The 21,596-nt window shown below is 57.7% G+C and carries 23 protein-coding genes and 1 pseudogene; 11 read left to right on the top strand and 13 right to left on the bottom strand.

The window, feature by feature from the left end; genetic code table 11:
* Positions 1–6 precede the first annotated feature (6 nt).
* Positions 7–351: a dockerin type I domain-containing protein gene (locus M3A44_02135; GenBank protein ID MEQ6340462.1), complete on the bottom strand. Its 345-nt coding sequence runs from the start codon at positions 349–351 to the stop codon at positions 7–9.
* Between the two features lie 90 nt (positions 352–441).
* Between M3A44_02135 and M3A44_02130 the strand changes: the two genes are divergently transcribed.
* The 3 genes from M3A44_02130 to M3A44_02120 all read left to right on the top strand — a co-directional run bounded on the left by M3A44_02130 (position 442) and on the right by M3A44_02120 (position 2,677).
* Entirely contained in the window at positions 442–744 is a 303-nt protein-coding gene (locus tag M3A44_02130) for an IS66 family insertion sequence element accessory protein TnpB (protein MEQ6340461.1), read from the top strand.
* The gene (tnpB, locus tag M3A44_02125; GenBank protein MEQ6340460.1) at positions 711–1,082 is read left to right on the top strand and encodes an IS66 family insertion sequence element accessory protein TnpB; all 372 of its coding nucleotides are present in this window, start codon (positions 711–713) and stop codon (positions 1,080–1,082) included. Before M3A44_02130 ends, tnpB begins: the two co-directional genes overlap by 34 nt.
* A gap of 80 nt (positions 1,083–1,162) precedes the next feature.
* On the top strand, positions 1,163–2,677 hold the full coding sequence (locus M3A44_02120) for an IS66 family transposase (GenBank protein ID MEQ6340459.1): 1,515 nt from the start codon (positions 1,163–1,165) through the stop codon (positions 2,675–2,677).
* Here M3A44_02120 and M3A44_02115 read toward each other — a convergent pair.
* Positions 2,669–4,015 carry a hypothetical protein gene (locus tag M3A44_02115; GenBank protein ID MEQ6340458.1) on the bottom strand — a complete coding sequence of 449 codons (1,347 nt, stop codon included), beginning with the start codon at positions 4,013–4,015 and terminating at the stop codon, positions 2,669–2,671. The genes M3A44_02120 and M3A44_02115 overlap by 9 nt on opposite strands.
* A gap of 330 nt (positions 4,016–4,345) precedes the next feature.
* On the opposite strand from M3A44_02115, the gene M3A44_02110 reads away from it, so the two are divergent.
* The 4 genes from M3A44_02110 to M3A44_02095 are packed head-to-tail and all read left to right on the top strand — an operon-like array spanning position 4,346 to position 6,775.
* Positions 4,346–5,668 carry a 4Fe-4S binding protein gene (locus M3A44_02110; GenBank protein ID MEQ6340457.1) on the top strand — a complete coding sequence of 441 codons (1,323 nt, stop codon included), beginning with the start codon at positions 4,346–4,348 and terminating at the stop codon, positions 5,666–5,668.
* 1 nt (position 5,669) lies between these two features.
* Complete coding sequence (locus tag M3A44_02105; protein ID MEQ6340456.1) at positions 5,670–6,083, top strand: hypothetical protein; 414 nt, start codon at positions 5,670–5,672, stop codon at positions 6,081–6,083.
* A 45-nt stretch (positions 6,084–6,128) separates the two neighbouring features.
* Complete coding sequence (locus M3A44_02100) at positions 6,129–6,407, top strand: hypothetical protein (GenBank protein ID MEQ6340455.1); 279 nt, start codon at positions 6,129–6,131, stop codon at positions 6,405–6,407.
* Positions 6,404–6,775, top strand: coding sequence for a hypothetical protein (locus M3A44_02095; protein MEQ6340454.1), 372 nt, complete (start codon positions 6,404–6,406; stop codon positions 6,773–6,775). The genes M3A44_02100 and M3A44_02095 overlap by 4 nt, the downstream gene beginning before the upstream one ends.
* 100 nt (positions 6,776–6,875) lie before the next feature.
* Here the strand turns inward: M3A44_02095 and M3A44_02090 are convergent, their stop codons facing one another.
* The 7 genes from M3A44_02090 to M3A44_02060 form a co-directional block, all read right to left on the bottom strand.
* Entirely contained in the window at positions 6,876–7,013 is a 138-nt protein-coding gene (locus M3A44_02090; GenBank protein MEQ6340453.1) for a hypothetical protein, read from the bottom strand.
* A gap of 121 nt (positions 7,014–7,134) precedes the next feature.
* Positions 7,135–7,656 carry a hypothetical protein gene (locus tag M3A44_02085; protein MEQ6340452.1) on the bottom strand — a complete coding sequence of 174 codons (522 nt, stop codon included), beginning with the start codon at positions 7,654–7,656 and terminating at the stop codon, positions 7,135–7,137.
* Positions 7,653–8,192: a cbb3-type cytochrome c oxidase subunit I gene (locus M3A44_02080; protein MEQ6340451.1), complete on the bottom strand. Its 540-nt coding sequence runs from the start codon at positions 8,190–8,192 to the stop codon at positions 7,653–7,655. The genes M3A44_02085 and M3A44_02080 overlap by 4 nt, the downstream gene beginning before the upstream one ends.
* A gap of 144 nt (positions 8,193–8,336) precedes the next feature.
* Entirely contained in the window at positions 8,337–10,007 is a 1,671-nt protein-coding gene (ggt, locus tag M3A44_02075) for a gamma-glutamyltransferase (GenBank protein MEQ6340450.1), read from the bottom strand.
* A 24-nt stretch (positions 10,008–10,031) separates the two neighbouring features.
* The gene (locus tag M3A44_02070) at positions 10,032–10,286 is read right to left on the bottom strand and encodes a YfhL family 4Fe-4S dicluster ferredoxin (protein MEQ6340449.1); all 255 of its coding nucleotides are present in this window, start codon (positions 10,284–10,286) and stop codon (positions 10,032–10,034) included.
* A gap of 58 nt (positions 10,287–10,344) precedes the next feature.
* Complete coding sequence (coaD, locus tag M3A44_02065; GenBank protein MEQ6340448.1) at positions 10,345–10,824, bottom strand: pantetheine-phosphate adenylyltransferase; 480 nt, start codon at positions 10,822–10,824, stop codon at positions 10,345–10,347.
* Between the two features lie 118 nt (positions 10,825–10,942).
* Complete coding sequence (locus tag M3A44_02060) at positions 10,943–12,217, bottom strand: DUF4010 domain-containing protein (protein ID MEQ6340447.1); 1,275 nt, start codon at positions 12,215–12,217, stop codon at positions 10,943–10,945.
* Positions 12,218–12,334: 117 nt separating this feature from the next.
* Here M3A44_02060 and surE point away from each other — a divergent pair, with 117 nt between their 5' ends.
* The 3 genes from surE (at position 12,335) to M3A44_02045 (ending at position 14,722) form a co-directional block, all read left to right on the top strand.
* The gene (gene surE / locus M3A44_02055; protein MEQ6340446.1) at positions 12,335–13,090 is read left to right on the top strand and encodes a 5'/3'-nucleotidase SurE; all 756 of its coding nucleotides are present in this window, start codon (positions 12,335–12,337) and stop codon (positions 13,088–13,090) included.
* On the top strand, positions 13,087–13,761 hold the full coding sequence (locus tag M3A44_02050) for a protein-L-isoaspartate(D-aspartate) O-methyltransferase (protein MEQ6340445.1): 675 nt from the start codon (positions 13,087–13,089) through the stop codon (positions 13,759–13,761). Before surE ends, M3A44_02050 begins: the two co-directional genes overlap by 4 nt.
* 133 nt (positions 13,762–13,894) lie before the next feature.
* On the top strand, positions 13,895–14,722 hold the full coding sequence (locus M3A44_02045) for a peptidoglycan DD-metalloendopeptidase family protein (GenBank protein MEQ6340444.1): 828 nt from the start codon (positions 13,895–13,897) through the stop codon (positions 14,720–14,722).
* A gap of 22 nt (positions 14,723–14,744) precedes the next feature.
* Here M3A44_02045 and M3A44_02040 read toward each other — a convergent pair whose 3' ends face one another.
* Positions 14,745–15,470 (bottom strand): sel1 repeat family protein, encoded by a 726-nt coding sequence (locus tag M3A44_02040; GenBank protein ID MEQ6340443.1) that lies wholly within the window; start codon positions 15,468–15,470, stop codon positions 14,745–14,747.
* Between the two features lie 9 nt (positions 15,471–15,479).
* Positions 15,480–16,826: a signal recognition particle protein gene (gene ffh, locus M3A44_02035; GenBank protein ID MEQ6340442.1), complete on the bottom strand. Its 1,347-nt coding sequence runs from the start codon at positions 16,824–16,826 to the stop codon at positions 15,480–15,482.
* Between the two features lie 486 nt (positions 16,827–17,312).
* On the opposite strand from ffh, the pseudogene M3A44_02030 reads away from it, so the two are divergent.
* A pseudogene (locus tag M3A44_02030) lies at positions 17,313–17,450 on the top strand (IS5/IS1182 family transposase).
* A 236-nt stretch (positions 17,451–17,686) separates the two neighbouring features.
* Here M3A44_02030 and M3A44_02025 read toward each other — a convergent pair.
* The gene (locus M3A44_02025) at positions 17,687–18,631 is read right to left on the bottom strand and encodes an SGNH/GDSL hydrolase family protein (GenBank protein ID MEQ6340441.1); all 945 of its coding nucleotides are present in this window, start codon (positions 18,629–18,631) and stop codon (positions 17,687–17,689) included.
* Between the two features lie 227 nt (positions 18,632–18,858).
* Positions 18,859–21,456 (bottom strand): ATP-dependent helicase HrpB, encoded by a 2,598-nt coding sequence (hrpB, locus tag M3A44_02020; GenBank protein MEQ6340440.1) that lies wholly within the window; start codon positions 21,454–21,456, stop codon positions 18,859–18,861.
* Positions 21,457–21,596: the final 140 nt, after the last annotated feature.

Below are 21,596 nucleotides of genomic sequence, written 5' to 3'. Positions count from 1 at the left end.
TGCGGGTCAATTCAACCCCGACGGACCCGGCGGTAGACCGAACAACTTCTTGAACGTACCCAGGTCGAGGGAATTTACCCTGCGGTCGCCATTGAAATCAGCGGCATCCTTAAGGTCATCATTGGCAGTTGAGGTCGGCCCGAAGGCCCGCTTAAACAGCCCCAGATCGAGCGAGTTGGTCATGTTGTCATTGTTCAGGTCGCCATCGCAGATGTTGCCATATCCGTCACCGTCGCTGTCGAGCTGGTCCGGGTTAGGAATCTTTAAGCAATTATCGGCATAGTCAGGCACCCCGTCGGAGTCGCTGTCCGCCTGCGCACCGAACGGCGTGAACCCACTCGATGCAGTCATCAGTTTGTCCGTCCGTAAGCGGCCAGCCGTCCCACCTGTAGTTTTCCGCGAAGCCCGTGCACTCTTGCTGCTTTTTCGGAGGGACTCCAGATGGCGAAGAGGCATGGGCAGGAATTCTGGCGAGAGCATCTTGAAGCCTGGCGTCGAAGTGATCTGACGCAGAGTGAATACTGTGCGAACCAAGGGTTGGGTGAGAAGGCGTTTTATCGCTGGCGGCGCAAGGAGAGGGAAGCCGTTGCATCGGCAAAGTCATCCCTCACCTTGGTGCCGGTCAGCGTGGGTGCACCGGTAACGGGGAACGTCGTACGGCTCCACAGTCCGGGCGGCTGGAGAATCGAGTTGCCGGCGGACGGGGCTCCATGGCTGGCCGACCTGTTGCGGCAACTGCCATGATCCCCACGCCCGCACAAGTCTGGCTGGTGGTCGAACCGATCGATATGCGTGCCGGCATCGATGGCCTCTCCCAGCGGGTACAAAACACGCTCGGCCGGTCCCCTTGCGACGGCACGGCCTACGCCTTCCGCAACCGACGCCAGAACCGCCTCAAGCTCCTGATCTGGGATGGCACCGGCGTCTGGCTCTGCCAGCGTCGCCTGCATCGTGGTCACTTTATCTGGCCGACATCGGACGCCACCACCTTCGCCCTCACGCCAGCACAATGGGACTGGCTGACCGCCGGTGTCGACTGGCAAAGACTCTCGGCGCCACCGCCGTCACAGTGGCAAGTGTGAGCGCGTTATTTTAGTGAATAAACAGCCTAAAACCCTTGCCGTTACTGGCTTGCGGAGCATGCCAGTGGTAAAATACAGGCATGGATTTAGCCGCCGAACTCGCCCAATTCAAGCCCGATCCCGCCTTGGCGGAATGGATAGGCAAGCTGCTCGAAAGAACCCAAAAAGATGCGCTCAAAATCCAAGCCCTGACCTTCGATCTCGCCTACTACAAGCGCATTCGCTTTGCCAGCAAGAGCGAACAGTTCTCCTTGGAGCAGCGCGAGCTGTTCGAGGAAAGCTGGAATACCGACACCAGCGCGCTGGAAGCCGAAGTGGAACAGCTGGCATCTACCCGGCAACCCAAGCGCGAACGCGCCGGTCGCCAGCCGTTGCCGGATCATCTCCCGCGCATCGAGCACCGGCATGAGCCGGAATCGTGCACCTGCGGCCAGTGCGGCAAGGATCTGGTCAAGATCGGCGAAGACATCAGCGAGCAACTGGATGTCGAGCCCGCCCGCTTCTTCGTGCATCGCCACATTCGTCCGCAGTATGCTTGCCGTGCTTGTGAGACCGTCAGTGCGGCGCCGATTCCGCCGGCGGTCATCGACGGCGGCATGGCGGCGCCGGGCTTGCTCACCTGGGTGATGGTCAGCAAATTCATGGATCACCTGCCTCTCTACCGGCTGGAGCAGATCGCGGCCCGCAGTGGGGTTACCCTGTCACGCTCCACCTTGGCCGAATGGGTAGGTCGCATTGGCGTGGCACTCCAGCCGCTGGCCGACCGGCTGGCCGAGAGACTCCGCCAGCGCACCGTCTTGCACGCCGACGAGACCCCGGTGCAGCAACTCGACCCCGGACGGGGAAAAACGCTACGCGCCTTCCTCTGGGCCTACCGAAGTTGCGATCTCGAACAGGGAGACCCCCTCGTCCTCTTCGACTACCAGACCGACCGGCGCGGCAAACATGCCAGGAACTTCCTGCAAGACTGGAAGGGTGCCCTTATGGTCGATGATTATGCCGGCTACAAAGGCCTGTTCGCCCACGCCGTGGTGGAACTGGCGTGCCTGGCCCATGCGCGGCGGAAATTCTACGATCTGCATGCCGCCCATCAGAGCCCGATTGCGGCCGAGGCATTGAAGCGCATTGCCGGACTCTACGCCATCGAAGATCAGGGCAAGACCCTGGGCATCGAAGATCGTCATGCATTACGCCAGCAACACGCCAAGCCGAAGCTGGACGAATTCCATGCCTGGCTCCAGCGCACACGGCTCACCACCGCCACGGGTAGCGGCACCGCCAAGGCCATCGACTACAGCCTCAAACGCTGGGATGCAATCAAGCGCTACCTCGGGGATGGCTGTTACCCCATCGATAACAACCCGGTGGAAAATGCTATCCGTCCTATTGCGCTTGGTAAAAAGAATTGGCTGTTCACCGGCAGTGAACGCGCGGGCCGCCGCGCCGCCGCCATCCAGAGCCTGTTCGCCACGGCGAAACTCAACGGCATCGAGCCGGCTGCCTGGCTGAAGGATACGCTGGAGAAACTGCCGACCTGGCCTAACAGCCGCATTGATGAGTTGTTGCCGTTGCGGTCTGTACAGGCATCAGACTGAGCTGTACAGGTGGAGCGGCTGGACGCATACGTCCGTCCCTGCAAACAGACAGCTGAATTGCTGGGCCTGCAACTTCGGGTCGCGGAGTTCGCCGCTGAATCTGCCATCACGTCCTACAAATACCGTGATGCTAACCGGAAGAATCTGCCGCTTGCCATCGATTCCAATCACCTGAACAAACAGTCCCTGGCCAGTGGGATAATAATCACCAATACCCTCCAGCGTGCCTGCGAAGGTAATCAACCCGTTGCTATTCTTGTCACCGGTGCACCGTAACCGCGTGCGATTAAGCACACGCGAATCCACCTGCACACCACCGAGGGGTTTGTACTCGGGATGAACATCCTTCGGATTCATGTTATTCACCAGCATATTTAAGTACGATGCGGACACGTCGGTGAAGAAGCGCTTGCCGACTGGCTGAGGCGTAGCGCCGGACCGAATAATGATAGGCAGGTCGACAACCTGGGCAGGTGCCAGCTCGATGGTTTTCTTGCCGCCATTCAAGTCCACCTTCCAGTCATCCGGGACGTCTGTCTTATAGGTAAGATAGAAGGTTTTTTTCTGCACAAAATCATCGTTGTGCAAACGAATGACATCCTTGAACTTCGGCACACCCGGGCCAGTTGACGGTGCCTGGAAGTAAGATATGTTCTCTTGTTCGCGATCACCATCCTGGTTGCCTAGCACCAGCTCTCCTGCCACGGCGGGCATCTTCACCCGCACACAGGTATGGAAGGCAAAAGTGCCCGCTGCGATTTGCGCAGGGGTCAACGCGAAGTTTGGCGTCCATTCCACATAGACGTCGACGGTGCCCCCGGCTGGAATGGAGGCGAGCGCAGGAAACTGTGCCGAGCTGACGCTGCCAATGGGCGCCCAACCACTCGCTCCGGCGATGCCGAGTCCGGGTGGGTCAGTAATCTCCCAGTTGACCACCACGTTGGTCGCCGCCTGAGTGCCGACGTTCCGAACACGGGCATAAAGCCGGTTGACCTGTCCGACCGCAGGGTCGTCACCATTCCCCACCGGGACAGTGCCGCCAGCAAGATCCGACCACATGCCATAACGATAGGTACCGTAGCCGTTGACGGGGCTGTCGACCCAGATATCCGTTGTTTCCCAGGTATTGCCCGGTGGAGAGGTCCAGGGATTGAGCATGATGTCGGGCTGTAGCGCTTGATCATTGCAGCGCGCCGTGACGGTGTAGTTGTCATCGTCTATTTTCTTTATGGCAACTGTGATGCCATCGCCGCTAAAAGTATCACCACCGTGCCACAGCGCATTACGATTACAACTTCCTGTGCAGCCTGGCGTCTGGTTGCGGCCGATTACTTGCACCACCGGTTCACAAGCTTCGGTGTCAGCGAGCCAATCGCATCATTAAGGTCCGGCAACAGTTCATTTTGAACTGTCCACCAGCGAATTCTGGAAGTCCTATCGTTTTTGTGCCATGATTTATCGTGGTCTCCTGAGTTGTTTTGGGTGTTTACAAGATAACCATTATTGTACTCTTTGTGACGCCTCTTTTTTATTTAAATCAAATATTTAAACGTTATTTGATGCGTTTTTTTAACTCCGAAACCTTAGTGTATAAGTCTATCTCTTGAGTCGAATGAGTTGATGTGTCAGCATTGGTGAGCCGATTATTGGATAATGTGGTATCGATTGATGAGCGCCAACGAAGCCCTGCGTAAGATTCCTGTTGTGGTTCAACCCTCTTTTTCCAAGCCTATGATTGTTAAGGGTTTGGAGTGGAAGCGCCGTGCGATGCAGGTGGGCACGATTATCTTTTTGATTTTAGCCCCCATTCTGGGGATATTCCGGATTGATACCAGTTCCGGATTTGTGGTGCTAGGCCGTCAGATCTGGTTCTCCGATTTCTTTATTGTGTTTGGTTTCTGGCTGGCGCTGGCCTGCGCTCTGGTGATGTTTTACTCGACCATGGGCACGGCGTTTTGTGGCTGGGTATGCCCGCAAAATACCCTTTCTGCGTGGGCCAATAAACTGACTTTCAAATACCTGGGTAAGCGGGCCACGGTGGATTGGGATGGCCGCGAAAATGCGCGGGTTTCGTCGGGCAAAAACAAGCTGAAGAACTGGCTGATGCTCGGTGCGAAGCTGCTGATGGCATCCATGGTGGCGGCGCTGGTTCCCATGCTTTATTTTTATCCGCCGGATGTGGTTTGGTCCTTCGTTACGCTGCGCAATGATCCGCGCGTGATCGGCTCTCTGTACCTGATATATTCGGTTTTTGTCTTGCTGGCATTGGGCAATCTGGCGGTGATGCGCTATTACATCTGCCGTTACACCTGTGTTTACCGAATCTGGCAGTTTTTGTTTAAAACCCGGCAGACGCTGCACGTGGTATACGATCAATCTCGTTCTGACGAGTGCGCCAAATGCAATTTTTGTGTTACCACCTGTCCGGTCGATATTGATCCCCGCAATACGCTGGTCTTTGATAGCTGTACCAACTGTGGCGAGTGCATCAGCGCCTGTGATTCGCTCCATAACAAGCACGGGGCTTCGGGGCTATTGAATTTCGAATTTGGCGAGCGCAAAGCTGTAGCGGGCGGCGCCGTTTCCAATTCAAACCTGGCTTCGCTGGCGCAACGCGCGGGCTGGGCGGCGCCAGCATTCACGCTGGGTGTTTTGATGGTGGCCTGGGGGCTGTGGAACTACCAGCCGTATAGCTTCTCCGTATACCGCTCCGATGTGCTTCAGAGCGCCCAGGTTCAGGAATACCGGATTAATATTGCGCATAAGATTTATGAGCGTGGCGCAGTGAACGTAAGCGTCGAGGGCCTGCCTAAAGAGATGTACAGCCTGGCAGCCACACATGCCGAATTCACGACTGCCGAGCGTAAGGATATTATTTTGAATATCAGCAAGGCCATGCCATCAGGGATACATCCATTTGTGGTGCATGCCCGGTCCGCAGATGGTTGGCAGGAAAGTTTCCGTGTACACCATTTTGCCGGGAGGAGTTGAGATGAGCGATGCAAGCAAAGAAAAGAAGGCCCCGCCGTCGGCGGTGAAAGAGGCGGAATGGGGGGAGCAGCCAGAAAATCAGTACGGCTATGCCAGCGAGGCCGAGCGCCTGAATAAACGCGGACTGGAAGACTGGGAGATGGTGGAGAACATCTCCGAGTCCCAGCACAATATTCCTTACTGGTTTATAGCTATTTTTCTCGCCCTGTTGCTGGTTGCAATTGGGTTGAATTTTCCCTTCTGGGGAGATCGCCCCGGCTATGAGCGTGACTGGTTTAACTGGGGCTTGCCGTTGGCGGTAGTTTATACCTCAATAGCGATCGCTGTTATTTACTGGCTGGTTGATTATCGCCACATCCGTAGCGCCAAAAAGGCGGAGCGAGAGAAAAATTCAAAAACACCAAAGCAGGATTGATGGCTGGAAATGAGTAGAACAATAAAAGTTGGATTCCTTGGGGTGATGTTGGTTTTGGCAGTGGGATGTTCGTCGAAACAATCGGGCACCGCTTCTTTAAGTGCGTATCCTGATCCTCAGTCTACCGGCGCGAAAATGTTTAAAGCGCGCTGCGCGGAATGTCACGTGCCGCCGCAGCCCTCCAGCCGCAAAGTGAATGAATGGCCAAATATCGTGGGCAGGATGCAGCATAATCTGGTAATGCGCGGCTCTGCACCGCTTACTGATGAGGAGCAACGGGAAATTTTGGGATATCTGCAAAAATACGCGGCGGGCCAGTCATGAAAATGATACTGCTGGGCCTGCTAAGTTTGGCGCTGGCTGCGTGCGCGAATCAGGATGCTCCGGTCATTCCGCCACAAATGTCGGATGATGTGCAGATCAGCGTCGAACCCAGGCCGGAAATTCCCATCGTAGGCATGAACGAATTTCTGGTGACGGCAACCCGTAAGCCCAGCAGGCCAGCGTTTGATCTGATCGTGTCCGTACGAATGAGCGAAAGCGATGTCTGGCGGCAGGCCATTCAGGATGGCCATGTGGGGGTCTACCGTAGGGCGCTCATGGTTGACGATCCCGCAACCCAGGCGGTATTTGTGCGGATTGAGCAGAAAGGTAAAACGAGGGAGCTGCGTTTTCCGCTAAAAGTGAAGTAGATCGTGCGGTTGTCTGATTTCTATCCGCGACGCAACAATTTGTGCTGCGGAGAGTTGCCCTGCGGGGGCTTTGCTGGAACCCACAGGGCGGAAGGCTGTATTACTTTTTGTTTTTTTCGTTAAGATCCGGCCTGTACATATCAGTTTTGTAAACCTGATAGGTTAGCAGCCCTATCAATACAGTGACGATGGCGCCCATGGTGCCGACCATGTAAGTTAGAATCTCAGGCATAGACATCAAATTTCTCCCATAAACGCCGTAGTTGATTTTTTTAAGATGGCACCCCCGCTCGCAAGGGGGCCGCTAGTCCTTTGCTATCTTGCATCAATTGATAGTGCTTGGGCAAGAGGTCTGCACGTTAATTTTTTCCTCCGCTTTTGATGCGTTTTTGCAGTGTCGGACTCTCGGCATAGCGGCGCAATAACAGGGTTTTATGTCCGCCGCGTTGTTCGTAGCAGCGAGTGCAGGTGAGATAGCACAGATATAACTCTTTGGGAGTGCGGCCTTTATCGAGCAGGTCGATTTGCATTTCATGCACGGGCCGGCGAATGGTGCCGACGTCACCGGGGTGTAGCCGTGCCCTGAGTTGGAAGGGGCTGGGCAAATATTCGATGCGGCGGGAGGGGGAGTCGTTGTTTTCCAGCAGCCGGATGAGCCTGCCGCGAAAAGCCCCGGTGGCCATCATCACGAAGCCGGGCCAGCGTTCCTTTACTTCCAATTGCTGAATTTCCTCGCGCTGTTTGTGCATATAGAGGTCGTACGACAGCGGCATGTGCGCCACCATGGGGACGGGCAGCGCATGTACACATTGCCCGCCAAGATCAATGTCTTGCTCGTGCCAGTCTGGATAATTTTCCGGGCAACCGCATTCCAGTGTCATGGTTTGCTCTTGAAAACCTGTCTGGCGGTGAGAAAGATGTTGGTGAAATAGACCCAGAAACCGATACCCATGATGGTGGCCGCGACGCCGATGGTCGGCTTGTAATAACGGTGTACTTCCGGCAGCGCGTCGGGGTTGGTGAGCAGGACGTTGCCCTCGATGATGCCGAAGGTCACCAGCGTCAGGTAAAAACAACTCTGGCCAATGCTCGTCCACCAGAAGGTGTGTTCAACCAGGCGGCGCGAATAGAGCGGCTGCCCGGAAATGGTGGGAAACAGGTAATAGGTGCCTGCCATGAGGAACAGGATAACCCCGCCGACGATGTTCATGTGTGCATGGGCCAGCGGGTCTATCATGTGGCCCGGGCCGCTATGCGGCGTGCCAACCGACTCCAGCCAGGCGCGCACAGGAGGCTGAATCTGGATCACGCCATGCACCGTTCCGATGAACAGGAATACGGCCGACATGAGCAAAAATTTGAGCAGGTAACGGTGTTCTGGCTTGCCGATTACTGTGTCCGACTGATTGGAAGGCATTATGGTAAGGATCCCGTTATGTTGTTGTGATGCCGGTTTGTTTGGGATGTGCGAGGCTTAGCACCTATCCGCCAAGTTTGACGCCAAGCAAGCGAGAAAGTTTAGCGAAACCCGGATTGTCCTGCAAGGCAAGTGGCATCGCGGTCAACGCACTTGTGCCTTGCCTCCGCCGCGTGGGTCGCTTGCCGCCAGCACTTTGCCGAGTTTGCGATCCCACAATATGGCTTGCATGTTGCCATAGGGGCTGTCGAGTTGCTTGAGAGTATGGCCCAATTTTTCCAGCGCGGCGGCTTGATCGGTGTCGAAGGTGCCGGGTTCGTGTTGCACCACGTCGGGCAGGAACTGGTGGTGGAAGCGTTTCAGGCTGACCCATGAGGCGGGTTCGTTGCCGTTTGCTGCGTCAAGCGTGGCGAGTAGCACCATGGAAATGATGCGGCTCCCGCCGGGGGTGCCGAGGATGGCGACGCCGCGTTCATTTTCTAGAAAAGTGGGGGACATGCTCGACAAGGGACGCTTGCCGGGGGCGATGGCGTTGGCTTCGCCGCCTACTAGGCCGTACATATTGGGCGCGCCGGGCTTGGTGGAAAAGTCATCCATCTCGTCGTTGAGCAGCACGCCGGTGCCGGGGGGTACGAAGGCGGAGCCGAACGGGAAATTGATGGAGAGTGTCGCGGCGACGCGGTTGCCGTGGCGGTCCAGTACCGAGAAGTGGGTGGTGTCATTGCCGGCATTAAGGGTGGCTTCGCCGGGCAGGGCATTGCTGGGCGTGGCTTTGTCCGGGCGTATCGAGGCACGCAGTCCGTCAGCATAGAGTGGATGGGTGAGGCGCCGTAGCGGGACGGTGACGTAGTCTGGGTCTCCCAGATATATCGCGCGATCACGGTAGGCGCGGCGCATAGCCTCAATGATCAGGTGATCGAGGGTGACGGGGTCGAGGCGGTTCAGATCATAGCCTGCCAGGATATTCAGCATGGTAATCAGCGCCACGCCGCCCGAGGAGGGTGGGGCGGCGGAAGTAATACGCAGGCCGCGGTACTTGCCGGTGACGGGCTTGCGTTCGACCACGCGGTAGCTGGCGAGGTCTTGCCGCGTCCAGATGCCGCCCGCTTCGCGCACGCCGTTGACCAGTTTTTCGGCGACGGGGCCGTCATAAAAGCCCGCTGCGCCGTGTTTGGCGATGGCCTCCAGGGTGGCGGCCAGATCCGGTTGCTTAATGACATGAGCGGCGGGTGGCGCATCGTTTTCGTGGAGGAATGTGCGGGCAGCTGCGTCCGATTTGCGCAGCGCGCCGAGGCGGAATTGCGCCATGCGCCGGTAGGATTCGCTGATGGCAAAGCCGTTCCGTGCCAGACGGATGGCGGGCGCAAGCGTTTTGCTCAGCGGCAGGCGGCCGTATTTTTGCGCCAGATGCGCCATGGCGGCGGGCACGCCTGGGATGGCTGCGGCGAGGGGGCCGTCTACGGAGAGGCCGGGAATGGTTTCGCCTGTGTTGTTCAGATACATGTCGCGGTGGGCTGCGTGTGGGGCGCGTTCGCGGCCGTCGATCATTACTTCGCGGCGATCCCTGGCGCGGTGCAGCAGCCAGAAGCCGCCACCGCCCAAGCCGGAGCCGGTGGGTTCCACGACGGCCAGTGTGGCGGTGATGGCGACGGCAGCATCAAAGGCGTTGCCGCCCAGCGCGAGGATTTCATGACCCGCGCCAGTGGCCAGTGGGTGGGCGGAGGCGATGGCGGCCGCGGGTGGCGTGGCGGCCTGAAGTGGCGTCAGCCAAGCACTGACGATAATAACGATGAGAAAAGGCCAGCGTTGCAGCATGGTGTGCCGCCTTAACATGGGTAGTTATCCGGCTTTTTTCGTCAGCCCGAGATATTTGGCGTACAACTCATCACGGCTCTCAACGTGGCCGGGATCCTTGGGGATGCAATCCACCGGGCAGACTTCCACGCACTGGGGGGTGTCGTAATGGCCGACGCATTCAGTACACAGCTTGGGGTCGATCACATAGATCTCTTCCCCTTGGGAGATTGCCCCGTTTGGGCACTCAGGCTCGCAGACGTCGCAGTTGATGCACTCGTCGGTAATCAGCAGGGCCATAACTTTAGCAACACCTCATTGTGGGATACGCCACGCGCATCTTACATTTGCCGGGATTTTAACGCATTCTCGCGCGCAGCGCAGCCCTGACATCTTCATGCACAAATTCGCTGACATCGCCATCCAGCCGGGCAATTTCCCGCACCAGACTAGAGGAGATATAGCTGTATTGCTCGGCGGGCATGAGAAACATGGTTTCGATGCCGGGCGCCAGCTTGCGGTTCATGCCTGCCAACTGGAATTCATATTCGAAATCGGACACCGCACGCAGGCCACGCAAAATGACTTGCGCGCCACGCGCTCTGACATAGTTGACCAGCAGCGAGTCAAACCCACAGACTTCAACATTATCGATGCCGGACAACACGGTTCGTGCCATCGCTACGCGCTCTTCCAGTGAAAAAGCGGGGGTCTTGCTGGTATGAGCGGCCACTGCCACGATCACATGATCAAACAGACGCGCGGCGCGGTGCACCAGGTCGTTGTGGCCATTCGTAATCGGATCGAAGGTTCCAGGATAGATCGCGGTAATGTTCATGCGTGTGTCGGTATCCTTTGGCTTGAGAGACTCTCGATGTATCTCTCTGACTTGCATGGGAAAAGGATACAGTTTCGGTGTTGAACGGTAAAGCGATTTTGGGTGAGCCAGCCTCTCTTTACATGGCCCGCCATGCCATCATCAGTACGGTGCTGATAGCCACCAGTTCAATGCCCATGACGGTGACCAATCCGGCGACGGCTTGCAGGGCAACAGGGCGCGTTGCGGAGCCCCAGACCAGGCCGGCTTTGACGAGGAGGTTGCTCACTGTGGCCATGGCAATGCCCAACACTGCGACGGCGGTGGGTATGCTGTTTGAAGCGTTTAACTGTGACAGCGCAAGGGTGACGGCGTCGACCTCGAAGAGGCCGGATACTAAAGCAAGGGTATAGAGGCCGATGGGGCCGAAACTGTTGAATGCCAATTGTGCCAGGGCGAAGATCAGGCCGTAAAGCGCACCAAATTGGATCACGGTGGAAAGTTCCAGTGGGTTGCTAAAGGAGACATCCGTATCCGCTGTTTTTTTGGCCATCCCTGCCGGTGTTTTTGAGGTGTTGCGCCATACCAGCCATAGGCCGGTCAGCAATGCGGGCAGCAACAGCACAGCGGTGATCGGTAGCAGGGCAGGTTGTACGGCGGCTATTTCCACCATCTGACGCATAAACATGACCATGGCGGCGAGTATAATGCCGCCTGCCAGGCAGGGTGCGAGTTGAGGGCGGTGGTGGCTCAGGCGCGCAAAGGCCAGCGTTACGGCAATCGAACTGACCAGCCCGCCAAGCACGGCGACAACGAGCAGGCCGCGCTGCGGCCCAAAGCCCTGTATGACGAAATAACCGATGCAGGCGATACCAGATACCAGTACCATCATCGACCAGACCTGGCGCGGGTTGATGTTTAGTTCGGTAAAGCCTTGGTCGGGCAGGATGAGATAGACGATCAGCGCCAACAGGATGAATTTTGCGATGGTGGCCTTGTCAGCCGTCTCGCCACGTTCGGTTTTTTTAGCGGCCAATATGAGTGTGGCGATAATCGCAATCACCAGTGGCGCCACCCATTCTCCAGTGGCAACCAGCCCGCCCAGCAGCCAGCAGAGCAGCGTGGCTGCTTCTTTGGCGATACCAGTGGCGCCTGTCATCATGCTGCTGCGTACAAATGCGGCAGTTACCAGCAGGCCTATTACGGCCAGGCCGGTCAGGAATATCGGCTGATTTGGCCACCAGTGGGCGCTAACGAAGCCGCCAATGGCTATCAGCGGCAGTGCAACGATGCCGCTGATGTGTCTGGTGTTGTTGTGGGGTGGGGTTTCCTGTTCGAGTCCGATCAGCAGTCCGGTGATCAGTGCGATAATCAGCGGGATGAACCATTCGGGAAAAAATTCCAGTGTGATCATAGAAAGGTGAACGTTCCCGGTGTGAGAATCCGTGCGATTCGAGTATAGTTTGCGAGTTTAAAACATATCGCTGTCTTGCGTATTATAAAATTTGCCAAAAACCGCTGGGGGCAGGTAATGAGAATTCTGTTAAGTAACGACGATGGCTATCTTGCTCCCGGCCTGATCTGTCTGGCGGAAGTGCTGCAGGAGATTGCGGAAGTTACTGTAATCGCGCCGGACCGGGATCGCAGTGGTGCCAGCAATTCGCTGACGCTGTCACGGCCGATCCGCGCCACGCTTGCTGAGCGCGGCTTTTTACGCGTCGACGGTACGCCGACCGATTGCGTGCATCTGGCGATTACCGGCCTGCTGGAGCATGAACCTGACATGGTGATTTCGGGCATCAATGCCGGAGCCAATCTCGGCGATGACGTGATTTATTCCGGCACCGTGGCCGCCGCGATGGAAGGGCGTTTTCTGGGATTCCCGGCGCTGGCCGTATCGTTGGCCGGGCATGACTTGCGACACTATGAAACGGCAGCCAGGGTCGTAAAAGAATTGCTGGGCCGCTTGCAGCATGATCCGTTACCGGCGGACACTATTCTTAATGTGAACGTGCCTGATGTGCCGTGGGATCAGCTTGAAGGCTTCGAGGCGACGCGCCTGGGGCACCGGCATAAATCCGAGCCGGTAATCAGGGCCACCGATCCTCGGGGGCGCGAGGTTTTCTGGGTAGGCCCTGCCGGTCCTGAACAGGACGCCGGGCCGGGCACGGATTTTCATGCCATCAAAAACCGCCGCGTCTCGATCACGCCCATCCAGGTGGATCTGACGCGCTATGCTGCGCTGGATACCGTGGCGAGTTGGCTGGAAGGGTTGAATAAGGTATGAAATCGCATCACCGCGGCATCGGCATGACATCGCAGCGTACCCGCGAGCGGCTGATCAATCGTCTGCAAGAGGAGGGTATCCGCAGCACGGCGGTTCTGGATGCAATCCGCAGCACCCCCCGTCATATCTTCGTTGACGAGGCTTTGGCCAGCCGCGCCTACGAAGACACTGCCCTGCCTATTGGGCATGGTCAGACCATTTCCCAGCCCTACATGGTGGCGCGTATGACCGAAGTCCTGCTCAACGGCGGCAAACTTGATAAAGTCCTGGAGGTCGGCACGGGCTCCGGTTATCAGGCGGCGATTCTTGCCCAATTGGTGGGGCAGGTATACAGCGTAGAGCGGATTGATGCGCTGCTGAAGCTGGCGCGCCAGCATTTCATGGAACTTGGCCTGCGCAATATTCGTCTCAAACACTGTGATGGAAAGCTGGGCTGGCCGGAGTACGCACCCTATGACGGGATCATTGTCACCGCCGCACCCTCGGACGTGCCCACTGCGCTGCTGGAGCAGCTCGCCGTGGGAGGGCGGCTCATCATCCCGGTCGGCGCCTCGGGGCGCAGTCAGACGCTGCTGTCGATTACCCGCACGGCGGAGGGCTATCAGCAAGAGACCCTGGAGACCGTCAGCTTTGTGCCGCTGCTTTCAGGGAGAGATCAGGCGCATTTTTAACCCAGATTGTCCATTATCCCCACAACCGTTCGCCCTGAGCCTGTCGAAGGGCCGTTCATGGTTCGACAAGCTCACCACGAACGGCGTTGTGCGCTTTATTTTGCCTAATGGACAATCTGGGTTTAAAGCAGCGATGTTGTGCAAGCGCGCGAGAATCATCGGCATCCTGATCTTGGCATGGCTGGTAACCGCGTGCGGCAACCACGTCTATCACAGGGTCAAGCAGGGGGATACCCTGTACTCCATCGGCTGGCAGTATGGCTATGATTATCGGCAAGTGGCCGAGTGGAATAACATCAGGTCGCCCTATGCGATTCACGATGGCCAGTGGCTGCGTGTCGCTCCTTCCCGCGACGGCGCGCCAGTCAGCGAGCTTTCATCCGCGAGCGCCCCTGCTGCGGGTCCTGCGCCTGTGGTGGAGGCGCGGGCAAGCCGAGGGGTGGTTTCGTCCCAAAATCCATCCGTGTCGAGCACCGTCGTAACTACCGCAGCTATCCCGGTGGCCCCGGAACTCAAGGCAACTCCTTTAACCTCGCCGCCCGTTAATCCCGTTGCGGCCGCCCCCCAATCCAGAACATTCGACCCGCTGAGGTGGTTATGGCCAACCCAGGGTGCCGTGCTGAGCACATTTTTCGGTAATGCGCCGGGAAAAAAAGGCCTGGATATCGGCGGGCGACACGGCCAGCCTGTTCTGGCTGCGGCGCCAGGGCGCGTGGTGTATGGTGGCAGCGGACTGGTCGGCTATGGCAATATGGTGATCATCAAGCATGATGACAATTATTTAACTGCCTATGCCCATAACAATAAGCTGCACGTCCGGGAAGGCGATCAGGTGACCGCGGGGCAGCGTATCGCCGACATGGGGAAAAGCGGGACGGAGAGGGTGATGCTGCACTTTGAAATGCGCTTCCAGGGAAAGCCGGTGGACCCGCTACGTTACTTGCCCAAATCCTTGCCTTGATAGTGGAGTTGGCCCTACGGTTCTACTGCCCACTTTTCACGTGTAATCCTAAGCCCGGCTTCCGGGCAGTCAGCCATTCCCCAACCAAGCGCTGGCCCTGCGCGACCTGGGGCGGGTTCATCCGGGCTATCAGCCCGTCGTGGGCAGCAGTTGCCCTTATGGCAACCGCAGCGTTGTCAAATGGCTTTGGAAGGTTGTTGCTGAAGTAGGCTGCCAAGGTGTACCACTTGAGGGCCACTACCGGGTCAGGCGCTACGCCGTTTCCATGTTCGAAAAAGCTACCAAGCGCATAATGCGCCGCTGCCATGCCTTGCTCCGCAGCATCACGCATTAAGCGCATTGATCGGGTGTAGTTTTGTGGCACACCATCTCCCTTGTGATACATCCAGCCAAGATGGTACATGGACGGCCCATAGCCTCGCTGAGCAGCTAGCGTAAACCATTGGACAGACTGAGCCTCATTCTTCGTGACGCCCCAGCCATGGGCATAAAGGATGCCAAGGGTGTGCTGTGCTCTCGGGTGACCGCGCTCGGCCGCTTTCTGTAACCACTGCGCAGCCTTCGTGTGGTTCTGGGCAAAACCCACTGTCCAACCGTGGAAGTTGCCGGAGTAGTAGGCGTAACCCAGCTCGAACTGCGCCTTGTCATGCCATATCCCTAGAGCAGTGACGGCCAATATGACCACAGCACCAAGAGCTGGCGCCAGCAGCCTGATGCCGCTGATGCGAAATGTCTGGTGTGCAGCCATCATCCCTGATTAAAAAGGCAGTCGCCCTTTCATCCCGCGCATCAGTTTGGCGATGCCGCCGCCCTTGGACATCTGCTTCATCATCCGCTGCATCTGATCGAACTGCTTGAGCAGGCGGTTGACATCCTGCACCTGGACGCCAGACCCGGCGGCGATGCGGCGCTTGCGTGAGCCTTTGATGACGTCAGGGGCGCGGCGCTCCTGGCGGGTCATCGAGTTGATGATCGCCTCCATGCGCACCACCTCTTTGTCGTTGACCTGATCCTTGACCTTTTGTGGCACGTTGGACATGCCCGGCAGCTTGTCCATCAAGCTCGCCATGCCGCCCATTTTGCGCATTTGCTGCATCTGGTCGCGGAAATCCTCCAGGTCAAAGCCCTTGCCTTTTTTGAGTTTGCCCGCGAGTTTTTCCGCCTGGTCACGGTCGATGCTTCGTTCGACCTCTTCCACCAGACTCAATACATCGCCCATGCCGAGGATGCGTGAGGCGACGCGGTCAGGGTGGAATGGCTCCAGCGCCGCAGTCTTTTCGCCGACGCCGAGGAATTTGATGGGCTTGCCGGTAACGTGCCGGATTGACAGCGCCGCGCCGCCGCGCGCATCACCGTCGGTTTTGGTGAGCACCACGCCGGTCAGCGGCAGGGCCTCATTGAAGGCCTTAGCGGTATTGATCGCGTCCTGGCCGGTCATGCTGTCAACCACGAACAGCGTCTCAATGGGCTGTAACGCGCCGTGCAGACGCTTGATCTCGTCCATCATCTCCGTGTCGATGTGCAAACGGCCTGCGGTGTCGATGATCACAACATCGATGAAACGCTTGCGGGCCTCCTCCACCGCCCCTTGAGCGATTTTGACCGGATCCTGGGAGGGGTCGCTCGGATAAAACACCGCGCCGACCTCTTTGGCCAGTGTTTCGAGCTGGTCGATAGCGGCAGGGCGGTAGATGTCGCAGCTTGCCACCAGCACGGTCTTCTTGCGGCGCTCCTTAAGGAAGCGTGAGAGTTTGGCGACCGTGGTGGTCTTACCGGAACCCTGCAAACCGGCCATCAGGATAATCGCGGGTGGCTGCACACTCAGGTTGATATCCGATGCCTCGCCGATGACGGCGACCAGCTCATCGTGCACCACCTTGACCAGCGCCTGGCCGGGAGTCAGGCTTTGCATAACCTCATGGCCGACGGCACGCTCCCGTACATGCTCGATAAAGTCACGCACGACCGGCAGCGCAACATCCGCCTCCAGCAACGCCATGCGTACCTCGCGCAGCGTCTCCTTGATATTGTCCTCGGTCAGCCGTCCCTGCCCACGCAGGCGCTGCAATACGCCATTTAGCCGTTCTGTCAGATTGTTAAACATGATTTACCTGCTGAGGTTTTTCTGAATATACCGAAGATATGGTATCAGAGGTGGTGAAATCATTGGCGATTTGCTTGCTGCCACATGGCCTATCAATTTAGGCCTGCCCTTTGATTACCCGAAAAGCGCGGCTGGCAGCGATCACGCCAGCCAAGGCCACCACACCGGCCACGATACCCGCCAAGGCATCAAGCAGCAAAGCGAATAGCCTGAGCACTGTTTGCGAACACCGTGGCTGCTGGGCCTCGGATGCTGCGCATCCCGGGTTTCATTCCGTTCAACCCAAGCTACCCGCTGGCGCAGTGTTTCACCTTTGTGACGCATAGTCTAGATAGAGTCGTCACGAGATAGGGTATGAGATAATTTGCAAATCACTTTTGATTTTTGGGAGGTTTGCAATGGATTTGGCGTATTGTCGGCACGACATACCGGATCACGTCTGGGCGTTGCTGGCGCCGCATTTGCCAGGCCGCCCCGTGGCGGGATTTGCCACATCTTGTTGAGAACGCATTTCTACACCTCAAACGCTGGCGGGGCATTGCTACGCGCTATGCCAAAAATGCGGCCTCATTCCTCGCGGCGATTCACATGCGATGCCTTGCGCTTTGGCTTGCTATCTCGTGACGACACTATCTAGTGTAGTGTTGCACGCTAATGAAACTATATGAAACCCAGCATTTGCGCGGTTTTCATGCCGATTTTAAGCTCCATCAAGAGTGCATCACTACACTAGGACTTATCCATCAGGGCAACAGCGTCCCTAACTTTGTTGCCAAGACCCACCAACTCCTCGCCTTGGACGCGTGTCTTTTCCAGCCATTTCCTTTCATGCGTCCTAACCGTGCGTACGCTATGTAAATCTATACCAGAACCTTCACCTCTCGGCGACGTAGCATGAAGATCACGGTCAAGCCCGCTAGAAGCAACACTACAATTGACGGCTCTGGTACCGCAGTAGCAAATCTTTCACCAAGAATGGCATGACCGCTTGTGGTCGGATGCACGCCATCCCAAAACAGAAAGGTATTGGGGTCTGTACATGCAGGATTGCCCAAGCATTGTTCGCTGATATTCGTAAGACCGTATGCGGAAGGGTTAAGTCGGACCTCGCTCAGCAGAGCAAAGGTATCGAAGGCTATGATATCGACAGGCAGTGACTGACCAAGCGACCCAAGCATCTGTGCCAGCCCCTGATTGAAACCGTGGCTCAATGCAGTTAAGCCGGTCGAACCGGCCGCGCCCAGGGAAAGGCCAAACGGTGTCAGTCCCAGATCCGGCATGTTAGGCACCAGGATATGTTGAGCCCCTATCCCCGCCAGTGCCGTTATGGCATTTTCCAAATTTGTCATTGCAGGAGCAATTGCCGCGGTGGTCGGGTTGAGAAAGAAATCATTTGGCCCGCCCCACACAACAAATAGGCTTTGAGCTGGATCAAACGACGGCGGCGTGGATGTGAAATCCGAAATCTGGGAGCTGATGCCTGTACCGTTTAAAGGGGGAATAAAGCTCGCGGCACCTGTAGTGGCGCCGCCAACCGCATAGTTCGTGCCGCCCAGAACAGAAGGGGAAAGCCCGACCCCGAGTGCTGCAGCAAGATTTTCAACCGCCACCGGCCCGTTGGAAAACTGTTGGGCATACGGCGGACTCGGCGGAATCACGCCTCCTGTCAACAAGTATGCATTTCCATTATCGGAAAGACTGTCGCCGAAGACATAAAGACTGTTGTAAGGCAGCGCGGAAGCGAAGGGTGGCGAGAATAACAGCAACAAGCCAAAGACACGGACAAGCAGGCTGGTTTTGATCATGGTGGCAAAATCCTTTTATGAGGGTGGTATGGAAAATTGATTCCGACTATAACGCTCATTAGAAATCAGTTCAATTCGTTTTCATCTGTCGCCGTTGTGTTTTCAGTGCGCCATTTCTAATAATATGCTTGCCACGCACCCCCCCTGTATTGCCTGTAGCAAGTCTGGGCAAAAAAAGCCGAGGTGAAGCACCACAGTATCGGCTATTTTTCTGTGGCTAATTTTTTTCAGCGGGGCCTAGGTTTTCTGCGTGCCGTAGGTTCGGCGTTCCACGGGTCATCCGGCCAGGGGTGTTTGGGGTAGCGGCCTTTGAGTTCTTTTTTTACTTCGGTGTAGGTGCGTTCCCAGAAGCCGCGCAGGTCTTGTGTTACCTGGATGGGGTTTTGTGCCGGGGAGAGCAGGTGCAGGGTTACCGGCACACGTCCCCAGGCCACGCGCGGTGTGTCGGCGAGGCCGAACATTTCTTGCAGTTTCACCGCCAGCACCGGCGATTCGCCGGGGGTATATTGCAGGCGCAGGCGCGATCCGCTGGGCACGGTGAGGTGGGTGGGCGCGCCTTCGTCGAGGCGGGTGCGCTGCGTCCAGTCCAGCGTGTTTTGCAATATTGCCGGCAGGTCGAGGCGGGTCAGATGGTCGCGGCGGGTGATGCCGTCGAGGTATGGCTCCAGCCAGTCTTCCAGTGTTGCATCAAGCTGTGCGTCGCTCACGTCCGGCCAGCCTTCCTCTGGGCACCAGTGGCGCAACGATAGTACCCGCGTTTGCCATTCTCTGGTTTCGCGTGTCCAGGGCAATGCTTCCAGTCCGAGACGGCGCACACCTTCAAGCATGGCTTTGCGTAACGCCTCTGGGCTGGCTTTTGTCAGCGTTTGGCTGGCGAGCACGAGTTCTCCAGTTCGTTCTTCGCGCCGCGCGATGATGGCTTGCTGCTGGCTGTCCCAGCGCACTACGTCTTGTGTTTGTATTCGTCCCGCGAGATGTTTGCGCAACGCCTGCACAGTGACTGGCGCGGCGAGGTGGATTATGCTTTCGATTTTTCCTGCATCCATCTGCGCGGCTACCAGGTAGGTGTATTTGATCAGATGATCCTCGCATGCCAGGCGCGCACCACGGCCATTGGCGAGCAGGTAGCGCCCAGTGTTGGCTTCACGCTGCGCGGCGATGCGGTCTGGATAGGCGAGAGCCAAGAGTAGGCCTACCTCTTCGTCGCTGGCGTTTGGTCGCTCCCGGCTTCCTGCCTCCCGCGACACTGGTCCGTCCCTGGACGGCGCAGGTTGTTTGATATTCAGCTGTCGCCGCCACTGGCTGGCCGCCTGTTCGATGCGTTCACAGGCATAAGGGTCTGCCCCATAGGATTGCGCACCGGCCCTGCCGCGTTTGCGGAATGCCATTATCGCTTCGACGCGCTCCAGTAGGTCGCAGGTGCGTTTACGACTCTGGTTCTTGTCCCCTTGAGGGTAGTCGTTGGTGAGAATGTCGCGCTCGGCTAGTAGAGCTGATATATCGCAGGCCAGCGCGCCCAATCCCAGCTTGTTGCCCTCCAGCAGCAGGTGAGCGAGACGTGGGTGCGCGGGCAACGCGGCCATTGCCTGGCCGGAGGGGGTGATCAAGCCCTTGTCATCCAGCGCGCCCAGCTCGATGAGCAACTGCCGCGCCTGAGCCAGCGCGCCGGGCGGGGGTGGGTCCAGCCACGCCAGGTCTGCCGCATTACGCACCCCCCATTGTGCAAGATCCAGTGCCAGCGGGGCGAGGTCTGCGGTGAGTATTTCCGGTATGGTCTGGGCCTGCAGTCCGCGCTGGGTGGATTCGCTCCACAGCCGGTAGCAGTGACCTGGCCCGAGGCGTCCGCCGCGTCCGGCGCGTTGCTCGGCTGACGCACGTGATACGCGCACAGTGTCGAGTCTTGTTAGGCCGCTGTTCGGGTCGAAGCGCGGTACGCGCGCGAAACCGCTATCCACTACGCTGACGATGCCCTCGATAGTCAGGCTGGTTTCGGCGATGGAGGTAGCTAACACCACCTTGCGCTGGCCGCTGGAATCCGGCCGGATTGCCCGGTCCTGTGCCTCTTTCGGCAGGTCGCCATAGAGGGGATGGATACGGACCTCTGCGCAGGCGGGATCGGCTTCCAATAATCGCTGTGTGCGCCGGATCTCGCCGCCACCTGGAAGAAAGGCCAGCACGTCGCCTTGTTGCTCGTATAAGGCACGGCGCACTGCGGTGGCTACGGTCTCGGGCGTTCTGCTTTCCGGGTCGCGGGGCAGGTAGTTGACTGTCACTGGAAAGCTACGCCCCATGCTGGTGATAATGGGTGCGTTATTTAATAGCTTGGCGACGCCTTCGGTATCGAGCGTGGCTGACATCACCAGCACCTTCAAATCGTCGCGCAGGCCGCGCTGGCTGTCGATGCACAGCGCCAGCGCGAGATCAGCGTTGAGATTGCGCTCGTGAAACTCATCGAAGATCACCAGTCCTACCCCCTCCAGCGCCGGATCGCTTTGCAGGCGGCGGGTGAGTATGCCCTCGGTGAGCACCTCAATGCGCGTCTGGCGTGAGATCTGGCTGTCGAAGCGAATGCGGTAACCCACGGTGTGCCCCACCTTTTCGCCCAGCAAATCTGCCATGCGCGCCGCTGCCGCCCGTGCCGCAAGACGACGTGGTTCGAGCATCACGATCGAGCGGCCTTGCAGCCAGGGTTCATCAAGGAGTGCGAGTGGCACCAGCGTGGTTTTGCCCGCGCCGGGCGGGGCTTGCAGCACGGCTGCGGGATGCGTGGCGAGCGCGGTGCGCAACTCGGGGAGGGTTACTTCGATAGGTAAGGAGGCGGGCATACGTGGCTTTTTTTGGTAACGAAAAGCAAAGGTGCTATTTTTTAAATGGTCGGAGCGTCCTTGCTCTTCATTCCATTTCTAGGTCAATAGTAGGGTGCGTATGACGCACCCTACAAAAAATGTGCTTTCGAAATAGAATG

The sequence above is a fragment of the Gammaproteobacteria bacterium genome, from assembly GCA_040183005.1.
Lineage (GTDB): Bacteria > Pseudomonadota > Gammaproteobacteria.
The sequence above is the reverse complement of the archived record's forward strand: the minus strand, read 5'-3'. Positions and strand labels throughout refer to the sequence as shown.

What these genes read in the sequence shown, in the direction of transcription:
- M3A44_02135 (MEQ6340462.1), bottom strand. Translation starts at nt 351, where the DNA reads ATGACTGCATCGAGTGGGTTCACGCCGTTCGGTGCGCAGGCGGACAGC.
- M3A44_02130 (MEQ6340461.1), top strand. Translation starts at nt 442, where the DNA reads ATGGCGAAGAGGCATGGGCAGGAATTCTGGCGAGAGCATCTTGAAGCC.
- tnpB (MEQ6340460.1), top strand. Translation starts at nt 711, where the DNA reads ATGGCTGGCCGACCTGTTGCGGCAACTGCCATGATCCCCACGCCCGCA.
- M3A44_02120 (MEQ6340459.1), top strand. Translation starts at nt 1,163, where the DNA reads ATGGATTTAGCCGCCGAACTCGCCCAATTCAAGCCCGATCCCGCCTTG.
- M3A44_02110 (MEQ6340457.1), top strand. Translation starts at nt 4,346, where the DNA reads ATGAGCGCCAACGAAGCCCTGCGTAAGATTCCTGTTGTGGTTCAACCC.
- M3A44_02105 (MEQ6340456.1), top strand. Translation starts at nt 5,670, where the DNA reads ATGAGCGATGCAAGCAAAGAAAAGAAGGCCCCGCCGTCGGCGGTGAAA.
- M3A44_02100 (MEQ6340455.1), top strand. Translation starts at nt 6,129, where the DNA reads ATGTTGGTTTTGGCAGTGGGATGTTCGTCGAAACAATCGGGCACCGCT.
- M3A44_02095 (MEQ6340454.1), top strand. Translation starts at nt 6,404, where the DNA reads ATGAAAATGATACTGCTGGGCCTGCTAAGTTTGGCGCTGGCTGCGTGC.
- M3A44_02090 (MEQ6340453.1), bottom strand. Translation starts at nt 7,013, where the DNA reads ATGTCTATGCCTGAGATTCTAACTTACATGGTCGGCACCATGGGCGCC.
- M3A44_02085 (MEQ6340452.1), bottom strand. Translation starts at nt 7,656, where the DNA reads ATGACACTGGAATGCGGTTGCCCGGAAAATTATCCAGACTGGCACGAG.
- M3A44_02080 (MEQ6340451.1), bottom strand. Translation starts at nt 8,192, where the DNA reads ATGCCTTCCAATCAGTCGGACACAGTAATCGGCAAGCCAGAACACCGT.
- ggt (MEQ6340450.1), bottom strand. Translation starts at nt 10,007, where the DNA reads ATGCTGCAACGCTGGCCTTTTCTCATCGTTATTATCGTCAGTGCTTGG.
- M3A44_02070 (MEQ6340449.1), bottom strand. Translation starts at nt 10,286, where the DNA reads ATGGCCCTGCTGATTACCGACGAGTGCATCAACTGCGACGTCTGCGAG.
- coaD (MEQ6340448.1), bottom strand. Translation starts at nt 10,824, where the DNA reads ATGAACATTACCGCGATCTATCCTGGAACCTTCGATCCGATTACGAAT.
- M3A44_02060 (MEQ6340447.1), bottom strand. Translation starts at nt 12,217, where the DNA reads ATGATCACACTGGAATTTTTTCCCGAATGGTTCATCCCGCTGATTATC.
- surE (MEQ6340446.1), top strand. Translation starts at nt 12,335, where the DNA reads ATGAGAATTCTGTTAAGTAACGACGATGGCTATCTTGCTCCCGGCCTG.
- M3A44_02050 (MEQ6340445.1), top strand. Translation starts at nt 13,087, where the DNA reads ATGAAATCGCATCACCGCGGCATCGGCATGACATCGCAGCGTACCCGC.
- M3A44_02045 (MEQ6340444.1), top strand. Translation starts at nt 13,895, where the DNA reads ATGTTGTGCAAGCGCGCGAGAATCATCGGCATCCTGATCTTGGCATGG.
- M3A44_02040 (MEQ6340443.1), bottom strand. Translation starts at nt 15,470, where the DNA reads ATGGCTGCACACCAGACATTTCGCATCAGCGGCATCAGGCTGCTGGCG.
- ffh (MEQ6340442.1), bottom strand. Translation starts at nt 16,826, where the DNA reads ATGTTTAACAATCTGACAGAACGGCTAAATGGCGTATTGCAGCGCCTG.
- M3A44_02025 (MEQ6340441.1), bottom strand. Translation starts at nt 18,631, where the DNA reads ATGATCAAAACCAGCCTGCTTGTCCGTGTCTTTGGCTTGTTGCTGTTA.
- hrpB (MEQ6340440.1), bottom strand. Translation starts at nt 21,456, where the DNA reads ATGCCCGCCTCCTTACCTATCGAAGTAACCCTCCCCGAGTTGCGCACC.